7 protein-coding genes and 3 rRNA genes are annotated in these 12,751 nt (G+C 56.7%); 6 read left to right on the top strand and 4 right to left on the bottom strand.

Features of this window, described 5'->3' with window-relative positions:
- Positions 1-23: 23 nt before the first annotated feature.
- Together PspTeo4_RS23685 and hemJ are read right to left on the bottom strand one after the other, a co-directional pair.
- Positions 24-980 (bottom strand): nitronate monooxygenase family protein, encoded by a 957-nt coding sequence (locus PspTeo4_RS23685; RefSeq protein ID WP_322366225.1) that lies wholly within the window; start codon positions 978-980, stop codon positions 24-26.
- A 27-nt stretch (positions 981-1,007) separates the two neighbouring features.
- Complete coding sequence (gene hemJ, locus PspTeo4_RS23690; RefSeq protein WP_322366226.1) at positions 1,008-1,433, bottom strand: protoporphyrinogen oxidase HemJ; 426 nt, start codon at positions 1,431-1,433, stop codon at positions 1,008-1,010.
- 142 nt (positions 1,434-1,575) lie between these two features.
- On the opposite strand from hemJ, the gene argC reads away from it, so the two are divergent.
- Both argC and erpA read left to right on the top strand, forming a co-directional pair.
- Entirely contained in the window at positions 1,576-2,610 is a 1,035-nt protein-coding gene (gene argC, locus PspTeo4_RS23695; protein ID WP_322366227.1) for an N-acetyl-gamma-glutamyl-phosphate reductase, read from the top strand.
- A gap of 145 nt (positions 2,611-2,755) precedes the next feature.
- The gene (erpA, locus tag PspTeo4_RS23700; RefSeq protein ID WP_015268740.1) at positions 2,756-3,106 is read left to right on the top strand and encodes an iron-sulfur cluster insertion protein ErpA; all 351 of its coding nucleotides are present in this window, start codon (positions 2,756-2,758) and stop codon (positions 3,104-3,106) included.
- Between the two features lie 57 nt (positions 3,107-3,163).
- Here the strand turns inward: erpA and PspTeo4_RS23705 are convergent, their stop codons facing one another.
- Positions 3,164-4,255, bottom strand: coding sequence for an anhydro-N-acetylmuramic acid kinase (locus PspTeo4_RS23705; protein WP_322366228.1), 1,092 nt, complete (start codon positions 4,253-4,255; stop codon positions 3,164-3,166).
- Positions 4,256-4,259: 4 nt separating this feature from the next.
- Positions 4,260-5,681 carry a peptidoglycan DD-metalloendopeptidase family protein gene (locus PspTeo4_RS23710; protein ID WP_322366229.1) on the bottom strand — a complete coding sequence of 474 codons (1,422 nt, stop codon included), beginning with the start codon at positions 5,679-5,681 and terminating at the stop codon, positions 4,260-4,262.
- Positions 5,682-5,896: 215 nt separating this feature from the next.
- Between PspTeo4_RS23710 and tyrS the strand changes: the two genes are divergently transcribed.
- From tyrS to rrf, 4 genes are all read left to right on the top strand, one after another.
- Positions 5,897-7,096, top strand: a complete 1,200-nt coding sequence (tyrS, locus tag PspTeo4_RS23715; protein ID WP_322366230.1) for a tyrosine--tRNA ligase — start codon at positions 5,897-5,899, stop codon at positions 7,094-7,096.
- 552 nt (positions 7,097-7,648) lie between these two features.
- Positions 7,649-9,185: ribosomal RNA gene (locus PspTeo4_RS23720) — 16S ribosomal RNA — on the top strand.
- Between the two features lie 318 nt (positions 9,186-9,503).
- Positions 9,504-12,395: ribosomal RNA gene (locus PspTeo4_RS23725) — 23S ribosomal RNA — on the top strand.
- 130 nt (positions 12,396-12,525) lie between these two features.
- Positions 12,526-12,641, top strand: a 5S ribosomal RNA gene (gene rrf / locus PspTeo4_RS23730).
- The 16S, 23S and 5S rRNA genes sit together here, the layout of an rRNA operon.
- Positions 12,642-12,751: the final 110 nt, after the last annotated feature.

Here is a 12,751-nt window from a genome sequence, read left to right on the forward strand (position 1 = left end):
GTCAGGCAAGGTGTTGCCTTTTGCTACAGGGTCTTGTCGCGTAGGGCCTTGGTGCGGTCAAGGGCTGCGCGGTACTCGCCGTGCAGGCGCTCGATCAGTTTAGCGGTGCCGGGCAGGTCTAGGATTTCACCAACGCCCTGACCCGCAGACCAAACGGTCTTCCATGCCTTGGCCTCGTCATCGAGCGGCTTGAGCTTGCCCGGTTCGTGGCCGCTGTTGAGGGTGGCCATGTCATAGCCGGCCTGCTCCAGACTTGGGCGCAGGAAACTGGCGGGCACGCCGGACACTGCTGGCGTGTGCACGATATCCGCCGCATGGGCATTTAGCAGCATCTGCTTGTACTCAGGTTGAGCCTGGCTTTCGGCCGTGGCGATGAAGCGGGTGCCCATGTACGCAAGGTCTGCCCCCAGCAACTGGGCGGCGAGGATCTGATGGCCATGGTTGATGCACCCTGCCAGCAGCAGCGTCTTGTCGAAGAACTGCCGGATCTCGGCGGCCAGGGCGAAGGGGCTCCAGCTGCCAGCATGGCCACCGGCGCCAGCAGCCACGGCGATCAGGCCATCGACGCCTGCCTCGGCAGCCTTTTCGGCATGGCGGCGCGTGGTGACGTCATGAAATACCAGGCCGCCGTAGCTGTGCACGGCATCCACCACTTCCTTTACCGCACCGAGACTTGTGATGACGATTGGTACGCGGTGTTCGACGCAAAGCGCCAGGTCGGCCTGCAAGCGTGGGTTGGTGGGGTGGACGATGAGGTTGACCGCATAGGGAGCTGGAGCGGCCAGGCCTTTCAAACCCTGCTTGATCTCTTCAAGCCAGGCCTTGAACCCGGCACTGTTGCGCTGGTTCAGGGCCGGGAAGCTTCCCACCACGCCGTTGGCGCAGCAGGCCAGCACCAGGCGTGGGTTGGAGATCAGGAACATCGGAGCCGCAACCACGGGGAGGCGCAGGCGTCGTGCGAGCGAGGTGGGCAAGGGCATGGAGGGCTCCTGAGGGTAGGTATATCGTCAGAACGGTTTGACCACCACGAGAATTACGATGCCCAGCAGGAACAACACGGGGACCTCGTTGAACCAGCGATAGTACACATGGCTGCGGGTATTGCTGCCGCTGGCGAAGCGTTTGCGCTGGGCGCCACAGATGTGATGGTAGCCGGTCAGCAGGATTACCAGGGTGAGCTTGGCGTGCAGCCAGCCCTGGCTAAGCCAGCCCGGTGTGAGGTAAAGCATCCAGGCGCCGAACACGTAGGTGGCGATCATCGCCGGGTTCATGATGCCGCGGTACAGCTTGCGCTCCATGGTGACGAAGCGTTCCTGGCTGATGCTGTCATTGCTCTGGGCGTGGTAGACGAACAGCCTTGGCAGGTAGAACAGGCCGGCGAACCAGCAGACCACGCTGATGATGTGCAGCGCCTTGATCCATAGGTAAAGCATGGAGGGAGTTCCTTCAGGTTTTCACGGTCGTCAGATAGTAGAGGTCAAGCGCCCAAAGGGGCACCCCAAGAGTTGTTACAGGCGGCGTGCGCCCCTATCATCGTGCGCTTTCCAGTCGGCTCGTTGATAAGGGGCAAGCGTTATGATCAAGGTCGGTATCGTCGGCGGCACGGGTTACACCGGCGTCGAACTGTTGCGTCTGCTGGCACAGCATCCACAGGCCGAGGTGGCGGTCATCACTTCGCGCTCCGAGGCGGGCGTGGCGGTTGCCGACATGTATCCGAACCTGCGTGGCCACTACGATGGCCTGGCCTTCAGTGTTCCGGACAGCAAAACCCTGGGCGCCTGCGACGTGGTGTTCTTCGCCACTCCCCATGGCGTTGCCCACGCCCTGGCCGGCGAGCTGCTGGCGGCTGGCACCAAGGTGATCGACCTGTCCGCTGACTTCCGCCTGCAGGATGCCGTCGAGTGGGGCAAGTGGTACGGCCAGCCGCATGGCGCGCCCGAGCTGCTCAAGGACGCGGTATACGGCTTGCCTGAAGTCAACCGTGAGAAGATTCGCCAGGCACGCCTGATTGCCGTACCGGGCTGCTACCCAACCGCTACCCAGCTGGGTTTCCTGCCGCTGCTCGAAGCTGGCCTGGCCGACCCATCGCGACTGATCGCCGACTGCAAGTCGGGCGTCAGCGGCGCCGGTCGTGGTGCTGCCGTGGGCTCGCTGTTCTGCGAAGCAGGCGAAAGCATGAAAGCCTACGCGGTCAAGGGCCACCGTCACTTGCCGGAAATCAGCCAAGGCCTGCGCCTGGCGGCTGGCAAAGACATTGGCCTGACCTTCGTGCCGCACCTGACGCCGATGATTCGCGGCATCCACGCAACCCTGTACGCGAACGTGGTCGACACCTCGGTCGACCTGCAGGCGCTGTTCGAGAAGCGCTATGCCGATGAACCGTTCGTCGACGTCATGCCTGCCGGCAGCCATCCGGAAACCCGCAGCGTGCGTGGCGCCAACGTCTGCCGCATCGCGGTTCACCGTCCGCAAGGCGGCGACCTGGTGGTGGTACTGTCGGTCATCGACAACCTGGTCAAGGGCGCGTCCGGCCAGGCAGTACAGAACCTGAACATCCTGTTCGGGCTGGATGAGCGCATGGGCTTGTCCCACGCCGGTCTGCTGCCGTAAGCGCAGGCTTGTCCACAAGGCCCGCCCAGTGCGGGCCTTTTTATTTGGCGCGACTAAAGCCGCACAATTCTTGACCGATTTTCTCGGAGAAGCGGATAATGCGCACCATCGAGTTTTATGGCGGCACTGCGCCGGGAGAATCAACATGAGCGTCGAAACCTTCACCCCCACCGCGTTGGAGTTCACCCACGGGGCTGCGCAAAAGGTGAAGAACCTGGTTTCCGAGGAAGGCAACGATCGCCTGAAGTTGCGTGTATTCGTGACGGGTGGTGGCTGCTCGGGCTTCCAGTATGGTTTCACCTTTGATGAAGATGTGGCCGAAGATGACACCATTGTTGAGCGCGAAGGTGTTTCCCTGGTGGTCGACCCTATGAGCTTCCAGTACCTGGCGGGTGCCGAGGTGGACTACCAGGAAGGCCTGGAAGGTTCGCGCTTCGTGATCAAGAACCCCAACGCTGCCACCACCTGTGGCTGTGGTTCCTCGTTCTCGATCTGAGACTTGGCCATACGAAAACGCCGCGCAATTGCGCGGCGTTTTGCATTCTACGGTTCGTTACGCGGGATAGATCGCGCCCAGAATACGTAGCCCTTTTGCCGCCGTGACGCTGGGGCGATTGGCGGGAATGCCCTCCAGGCAGCAATGGGCCAGCCAGGCGAAGGCCATGGCTTCGACCCAGTCCGGGTCCACGCCATGAGCTGCCGTGCTGCAGACCTTCGCATCAGGCAGCAAGGCTGCCAGGCGAGCCATCAGCGCGCCGTTGCGGGCGCCGCCACCGCAGACCAGCAGGGCTTCGGTGCCTTGTTGGGCATTGCGCAGAGACTCGATGATGCTGCGACTGGTGAGCTCCAGGAGCGTGGCTTGCACATCTTCATCGCTGTACTGGGGCAGGCGTGCCAGGTGGCCATCAAGCCACTGCAGGTTGAACACCTCGCGGCCTGTGCTTTTCGGACCGCTGCCGGAGAAGAACGGATCGCTGAGCAAGGCGTTCAGCAGACCTTCCTGTACGCTTCCGCTGGCAGCCCAAGCACCGTCGGCATCATACGACTGCCCGCGCTTGCGCTCGATCCAGGCATCCATCAGCACGTTGCCTGGGCCGCAGTCGAAGCCGTGCACGGGTCTGTCGCTTTCGATCAGGCTGAGGTTGCTGAAACCGCCGACGTTAAGCACCGCCAGCCGTTGGCCGAGATGGCCGAACAAGGTTTCATGGAATGCAGGTACCAGTGGGGCGCCTTGGCCGCCGGCCGCCACGTCACGACGTCGGAAATCGCCTACCACAGTGATGCCGGTCAGTTCAGCGAGCAGTGCCGGGTTGCCGATTTGCACGGTGAAGCCGCGGGCGGGTTCATGGCGAATGGTCTGGCCGTGGCTGCCGATTGCGCGAATGGCTGCTGCCTCGAGCCCTTGCTGGGCGAGGAGGTCGCGAATGCCCTCTGCGGCAAGGCTGGCCCAGCGGTTTTCCGCCAGTGCTGCCCGTGCGATCTCGTCAGCGCCGCTGGCGCATAGGCTCAGCAGGTCCTGACGCAGGTCAGCAGGCATGGGGAGGTAGTGGGTGGCGAACAGGCGGGGCTGCTCGCCTTGTTCGATCAAGGCGATGTCCAGGCCGTCGAGGCTGGTGCCGGACATCACCCCCAGATAAAGCGCCATGGGCTCAGCGCTTGTTGGCTGCGAGCAGCGTAGCCTTTTCCTGATCCATGCGTGCGATCAGGGGCTGGCTTTGCTGCAGGAAGCGCTGGCGCTCGGCCTTGGCGATTGGGTCGGCCATCGGCACTTTCTGGCTCAAGGGGTCGACGTGCACGCCGTTGACCTGGAACTCGTAGTGCAGGTGCGGCCCGGTGGACAGGCCGGTGGTTCCGATGTAACCAATGATCTGCCCCTGTTTGACCTGGCCTCCGGTCTTGATGCCTTTGGCAAAGCCTTGCATATGGCCGTAAAGGGTTTTGTAGCGGTTGCCATGGGCGATGATCACGGTATTGCCATAACCACCACGGCGCCCTGCCAGCTCGATGCGACCGTCACCGGCGGCCTTGATCGGCGTACCGCGTGGGGCTGCATAGTCAACGCCCTTGTGCGCCCGGATCTTGTTCAGGATCGGGTGCTTGCGGCCAGCGGAGAAGCGCGAACTGATGCGGGCGAAGTCCACTGGAGTACGGATGAACGCCTTGCGCAGGCTGTTGCCATCGGCGGTGTAGTAGCTGGTGTTGCCCTGTTTGTTGGTGTAGCGCACGGCAGTGTAGGTCTTGCCGCGGTTGGTGAAGCGTGCGGACAGGATGTTGCCGGTGCCGACCACCTTGCCATCCATGACTTTCTGTTCGTAAACCACGTCGAACTCGTCGCCTGGGCGGATGTCCTGAGCGAAGTCGATGTCGTAGCCAAGTACCCGGGCCATGTCCATGGTCATGCTGTGGGAAAGGCCGGCGCGTTGGGCGGAAGCGGAAAGCGAGCTCTTGATCACGCCGTGGGCGTAAGCGGTGCGCACTACTGGCTTGCTGACTTCACGCTCGAACGTGTAACCCTTGGCGGTTTTGTTCAGGCGAATGGTTTCGAGGTTGCTGACCTTGCTGTGCAGGCTGGCCAGTTGGCCATCCTTGTCCAATTCGAACTGCAGGACCTGGCCATGCTTGAGCTGGGTGAACTGCTTGGCTTGCTTGTTGCTGGCCAGCAGGTCGTGGACCGCGTTCGACGGCAGACCGACTTTGGAAAACAGCGTAGACAGCGTGTCGCCACGGGCTACGGTGACTTCGCGATGGGCAGGGTCCTTGGCCGCAGGCTCCGGCTGGGCCTCAGGCGCTTGCGGGGCTGCTGCTTGTTCGGTACTCGGCTCGGCGTTTTCGATCTGGGCGAAGGGGGAGCCTTGATCGCCTTCTGACTGGACCAGCGGTGCATTGCTGGTTTCGTCCTTCAACTGCTCGGCAGGGCTCTCCAGTTCAAGGGAAAGCGTGGTTTTCTTGGCTTCTACCTCGCTGGAGGGAAATACCAGCAAGGCCAGGCTGAGCAGGGCGGCAATGCCGCTGGCGGCCAACAGATGGCTTTTCGGATAAAGCGGGGGCGCTTTAGGCGTTTTGTTGGTCATAGGTAAGGTGGCTTTGAAGAAAAATGAATATGGAAAAGATGAATGACATGATGAAGATGAAATAACTGTATAAAATATAACCAAATCCATTTTCACGCAAGGGCGCGTAGACGCCGTAAGGCTTCACCTGGGTCACATTCCTTTGCGAAACTTGTATTTGATGGCCGATCTTGTATGGTTGGCTCCCCTTGAATCTGAGCCTTGCGGGTCTGTCTATGAAGTCGGTTGAAGAGCAGCTGGCGCTTATCAAGCGCGGTGCGGAAGAAGTATTGGTCGAGTCGGAACTGGTGGAGAAGCTCAAGCGCGGCCAACCTCTGCGTATCAAGGCAGGCTTCGACCCGACTGCGCCCGACCTGCATCTGGGGCACACGGTGCTCATCAACAAGCTGCGCCAGTTCCAGGATCTGGGGCATCAGGTCATCTTCCTGATCGGTGACTTCACCGGCATGATCGGTGACCCAAGCGGCAAGAGTGCCACCCGTCCGCCGCTAACGCGCGAGCAGGTGCTGGACAATGCTGAGACCTACAAGCAGCAGGTGTTCAAGATTCTCGACCCGGCCAAGACCGAAGTCGCGTTCAACTCCACCTGGATGGACAAGCTGACGCCGGCAGACTTCATTCGCCTGGCTTCGCAATACACCGTGGCGCGCATGCTCGAGCGTGATGACTTCGACAAGCGCTACACCACCAATCAGCCGATTGCCATCCACGAGTTCCTTTACCCGCTGGTGCAGGGCTATGACTCCGTGGCACTGAAGGCTGACGTGGAGCTGGGTGGTACCGATCAGAAGTTCAACCTGTTGATGGGGCGTGAGCTGCAGCGCGCCTATGGCCAGGAAGCGCAGAACATCGTCACCATGCCGTTGCTCGAAGGGCTTGATGGCGTGAAGAAGATGTCCAAGTCGCTGGGTAACTATGTGGGTATCCAGGAAGCGCCGGGCGTGATGTACAGCAAGCTGGTATCGATCCCGGATACGCTGATGTGGCGTTACTTCGAGTTGCTGAGCTTCCGCTCGATGGAAGAGATTGATCAGTTCCGGGCTGACGTCGCCAATGGTGCGAACCCGCGTGACATCAAGATCAAGCTGGCTGAAGAGATTGTCGCGCGTTTCCATGGTGAAGAGGCTGCAGCCAATGCTCACCGTGCTGCGGGTAACCGCATGAAGGAGGGCGAGCTGCCAGAAGACCTGCCGGAGATCGAGGTGGTCGCGGCCGAAGACTTGCCGATCGCTGCAGTGCTGAACCGGGCAGGCCTGGTCAAGAACTCGGCGCAGGCGCGGGACCTGCTTAATGGCGGTGCCGTCAAGGTCGATGGTTCGGTCGTCGATCGCGACTTCATGTTTGCGCTTGGTGCGACCCATGTGTGCCAGGCGGGCAAGAAGGCATTCGCGCGGGTTACCCTCAAGGCTGAGTGATCGCCTGTAGTAGTTGTAGCTATATAGAAGCGGGGAGGCCGGTAGGCCTCCCCGCTTTGCTTTTCAGGTTTATTAAACTTTCTTGAAATTAAGGGTTGACGGGCTTTCGAATCCCCTTATAATGCGCCCCACTTCCGACGCAGTCGAAACGAAAAATTCCTTGTTAATCAACAGGTTGAGCGTTTCGAAAGCAGAAAGAAGCGCTGAAAGAGGTGGTTGACAACGTTTTTAAACGCTGTATTATTCGCCTCCCGCTACGAGAGATCGCAGCGAGCCAAGTGTTTGAAGCTAAACGAGTTTCTCGCAAAAAACTTCAAAATAAACACTTGACAGCAAATGAGGAAAGCGTAGAATGCGCGCCTCGGTTGAGACGAAACACTCTTAACCAAACGCTCTTTAACAAATCGAATCAAGCAATTCGTGTGGGTGCTTGTGAGTACGGACTGATAGTCACAAAGATTATCAGCATCACAAGTGGCCATGCGAGAAATCACATAGTCATTTGAGATTGCTGAGCCAAGTTTAGGGTTTCTTAAAAACCCAAGCAGTATTGAACTGAAGAGTTTGATCATGGCTCAGATTGAACGCTGGCGGCAGGCCTAACACATGCAAGTCGAGCGGATGACGGGAGCTTGCTCCTTGATTCAGCGGCGGACGGGTGAGTAATGCCTAGGAATCTGCCTGGTAGTGGGGGACAACGTTTCGAAAGGAACGCTAATACCGCATACGTCCTACGGGAGAAAGCAGGGGACCTTCGGGCCTTGCGCTATCAGATGAGCCTAGGTCGGATTAGCTAGTTGGTGAGGTAATGGCTCACCAAGGCGACGATCCGTAACTGGTCTGAGAGGATGATCAGTCACACTGGAACTGAGACACGGTCCAGACTCCTACGGGAGGCAGCAGTGGGGAATATTGGACAATGGGCGAAAGCCTGATCCAGCCATGCCGCGTGTGTGAAGAAGGTCTTCGGATTGTAAAGCACTTTAAGTTGGGAGGAAGGGCAGTAAGTTAATACCTTGCTGTTTTGACGTTACCGACAGAATAAGCACCGGCTAACTCTGTGCCAGCAGCCGCGGTAATACAGAGGGTGCAAGCGTTAATCGGAATTACTGGGCGTAAAGCGCGCGTAGGTGGTTCGTTAAGTTGGATGTGAAAGCCCCGGGCTCAACCTGGGAACTGCATCCAAAACTGGCGAGCTAGAGTACGGTAGAGGGTGGTGGAATTTCCTGTGTAGCGGTGAAATGCGTAGATATAGGAAGGAACACCAGTGGCGAAGGCGACCACCTGGACTGATACTGACACTGAGGTGCGAAAGCGTGGGGAGCAAACAGGATTAGATACCCTGGTAGTCCACGCCGTAAACGATGTCAACTAGCCGTTGGAATCCTTGAGATTTTAGTGGCGCAGCTAACGCATTAAGTTGACCGCCTGGGGAGTACGGCCGCAAGGTTAAAACTCAAATGAATTGACGGGGGCCCGCACAAGCGGTGGAGCATGTGGTTTAATTCGAAGCAACGCGAAGAACCTTACCAGGCCTTGACATGCAGAGAACTTTCCAGAGATGGATTGGTGCCTTCGGGAACTCTGACACAGGTGCTGCATGGCTGTCGTCAGCTCGTGTCGTGAGATGTTGGGTTAAGTCCCGTAACGAGCGCAACCCTTGTCCTTAGTTACCAGCACGTTATGGTGGGCACTCTAAGGAGACTGCCGGTGACAAACCGGAGGAAGGTGGGGATGACGTCAAGTCATCATGGCCCTTACGGCCTGGGCTACACACGTGCTACAATGGTCGGTACAGAGGGTTGCCAAGCCGCGAGGTGGAGCTAATCTCACAAAACCGATCGTAGTCCGGATCGCAGTCTGCAACTCGACTGCGTGAAGTCGGAATCGCTAGTAATCGCGAATCAGAATGTCGCGGTGAATACGTTCCCGGGCCTTGTACACACCGCCCGTCACACCATGGGAGTGGGTTGCACCAGAAGTAGCTAGTCTAACCTTCGGGAGGACGGTTACCACGGTGTGATTCATGACTGGGGTGAAGTCGTAACAAGGTAGCCGTAGGGGAACCTGCGGCTGGATCACCTCCTTAATCGACGACATCAGCCTACTGATGAGCTCCCACACGAATTGCTTGATTCATTGTAGAAGACGATCAAGATCCCATAGGGATCTAATGTTGTTCCTGATCAGAACTCGGAAATGAGCATTCGCATCGAATGTTGATTTCTGACTTTTGTCAGATCGTTCTTTAAAAATTCGGATATGTGATAGATATAGACTGATAACCACTTTCACTGGTGGATATCAGGCTAAGGTAAAATTTGTGAGTTCTGCTCTTAATTGAGCAACATGCGAATTTTCGGCGAATGTCGTCTTCACAGTATAACCAGATTGCTTGGGGTTATATGGTCAAGTGAAGAAGCGCATACGGTGGATGCCTTGGCAGTCAGAGGCGATGAAAGACGTGGTAGCCTGCGATAAGCTTTGGGGAGTCGGCAAACAGACTGTGATCCAGAGATCTCTGAATGGGGGAACCCAGCCAGCATAAGCTGGTTATCTTGTACTGAATACATAGGTACAAGAGGCGAACCAGGGGAACTGAAACATCTAAGTACCCTGAGGAAAAGAAATCAACCGAGATTCCCTTAGTAGTGGCGAGCGAACGGGGACCAGCCCTTAAGTTGGTTTGAGATTAGTGGAACACTCTGGAAAGTGTGGCCATAGTGGGTGATAGCCCCGTACACGAAAATCTCTTATCAATGAAATCGAGTAGGACGGAGCACGAGAAACTTTGTCTGAACATGGGGGGACCATCCTCCAAGGCTAAATACTACTGACTGACCGATAGTGAACCAGTACCGTGAGGGAAAGGCGAAAAGAACCCCGGAGAGGGGAGTGAAATAGAACCTGAAACCGTATGCGTACAAGCAGTGGGAGCCTACTTTGTTAGGTGACTGCGTACCTTTTGTATAATGGGTCAGCGACTTATATTCAGTGGCGAGCTTAACCGAATAGGGGAGGCGTAGCGAAAGCGAGTCTTAATAGGGCGTTTAGTCGCTGGGTATAGACCCGAAACCGGGCGATCTATCCATGGGCAGGTTGAAGGTTAGGTAACACTGACTGGAGGACCGAACCGACTACCGTTGAAAAGTTAGCGGATGACCTGTGGATCGGAGTGAAAGGCTAATCAAGCTCGGAGATAGCTGGTTCTCCTCGAAAGCTATTTAGGTAGCGCCTCATGTATCACTGTAGGGGGTAGAGCACTGTTTCGGCTAGGGGGTCATCCCGACTTACCAAACCGATGCAAACTCCGAATACCTACAAGTGCCGAGCATGGGAGACACACGGCGGGTGCTAACGTCCGTCGTGAAAAGGGAAACAACCCAGACCGTCAGCTAAGGTCCCAAAGTCATGGTTAAGTGGGAAACGATGTGGGAAGGCTTAGACAGCTAGGAGGTTGGCTTAGAAGCAGCCATCCTTTAAAGAAAGCGTAATAGCTCACTAGTCGAGTCGGCCTGCGCGGAAGATGTAACGGGGCTCAAACCATGCACCGAAGCTACGGGTATCACCTTTGGTGATGCGGTAGAGGAGCGTTCTGTAAGCCTGTGAAGGTGAGTTGAGAAGCTTGCTGGAGGTATCAGAAGTGCGAATGCTGACATGAGTAACGACAATGGGAGTGAAAAACTCCCACGCCGAAAGACCAAGGTTTCCTGCGCAACGTTAATCGACGCAGGGTTAGTCGGTCCCTAAGGCGAGGCTGAAAAGCGTAGTCGATGGAAAACAGGTTAATATTCCTGTACTTCCAGTTATTGCGATGGAGGGACGGAGAAGGCTAGGCCAGCTTGGCGTTGGTTGTCCAAGTTTAAGGTGGTAGGCTGAGATCTTAGGCAAATCCGGGATTTCAAGGCCGAGAGCTGATGACGAGTTGCTATTAGGCGACGAAGTGGTTGATGCCATGCTTCCAAGAAAAGCTCCTAAGCTTCAGATAACTGGGAACCGTACCCCAAACCGACACAGGTGGTCGGGTAGAGAATACCAAGGCGCTTGAGAGAACTCGGGTGAAGGAACTAGGCAAAATGGCACCGTAACTTCGGGAGAAGGTGCGCCGGCGAGGGTTAAGGACTTGCTCCGTAAGCCCATGCCGGTCGAAGATACCAGGCCGCTGCGACTGTTTATTAAAAACACAGCACTCTGCAAACACGAAAGTGGACGTATAGGGTGTGACGCCTGCCCGGTGCCGGAAGGTTAATTGATGGGGTTAGCGCAAGCGAAGCTCTTGATCGAAGCCCCGGTAAACGGCGGCCGTAACTATAACGGTCCTAAGGTAGCGAAATTCCTTGTCGGGTAAGTTCCGACCTGCACGAATGGCGTAACGATGGCGGCGCTGTCTCCACCCGAGACTCAGTGAAATTGAAATCGCTGTGAAGATGCAGTGTATCCGCGGCTAGACGGAAAGACCCCGTGAACCTTTACTATAGCTTTGCACTGGACTTTGAATTTGCTTGTGTAGGATAGGTGGGAGGCTTTGAAGTGGGGACGCCAGTTCTCATGGAGCCATTCTTGAAATACCACCCTGGCAACTTTGAGGTTCTAACTCAGGTCCGTTATCCGGATCGAGGACAGTGTATGGTGGGTAGTTTGACTGGGGCGGTCTCCTCCCAAAGAGTAACGGAGGAGTACGAAGGTGCGCTCAGACCGGTCGGAAATCGGTCGTAGAGTATAAAGGCAAAAGCGCGCTTGACTGCGAGACAAACACGTCGAGCAGGTACGAAAGTAGGTCTTAGTGATCCGGTGGTTCTGTATGGAAGGGCCATCGCTCAACGGATAAAAGGTACTCCGGGGATAACAGGCTGATACCGCCCAAGAGTTCATATCGACGGCGGTGTTTGGCACCTCGATGTCGGCTCATCACATCCTGGGGCTGAAGCCGGTCCCAAGGGTATGGCTGTTCGCCATTTAAAGTGGTACGCGAGCTGGGTTTAGAACGTCGTGAGACAGTTCGGTCCCTATCTGCCGTGGACGTTTGAGATTTGAGAGGGGCTGCTCCTAGTACGAGAGGACCGGAGTGGACGAACCTCTGGTGTTCCGGTTGTCACGCCAGTGGCATTGCCGGGTAGCTATGTTCGGAAGAGATAACCGCTGAAAGCATCTAAGCGGGAAACTTGCCTCAAGATGAGATCTCACTGGGATCTTGAATCCCCTAAAGGGCCGTCGAAGACTACGACGTTGATAGGTTGGGTGTGTAAGCGCTGTGAGGCGTTGAGCTAACCAATACTAATTGCCCGTGAGGCTTGACCATATAACACCCAAGCAATTTGCTGACGCAGATTGCGGTGGTGAAGACGAAAGAACCGAAAATTCGTAACATCACAAATTCACATATCCGAATTCGCCAAGAGTGTTCCTAAGACATTCTGGCTACAGAATTTCTTGACGACCATAGAGCATTGGAACCACCTGATCCCATCCCGAACTCAGTAGTGAAACGATGCATCGCCGATGGTAGTGTGGGGTTTCCCCATGTGAGAGTAGGTCATCGTCAAGATTCATTTCGCAAAACCCCTATCTGCGCATGCAGGTAGGGGTTTTGTCTTTTCCGGGTTTTATCCCGGCAAGGCTCCCATCGTACGTTGTGGGAGCCGGCTTGCCGGCGAT

The sequence above is a fragment of the Pseudomonas sp. Teo4 genome, from assembly GCF_034387475.1.
Classification (GTDB): Bacteria; Pseudomonadota; Gammaproteobacteria; order Pseudomonadales; family Pseudomonadaceae; genus Aquipseudomonas.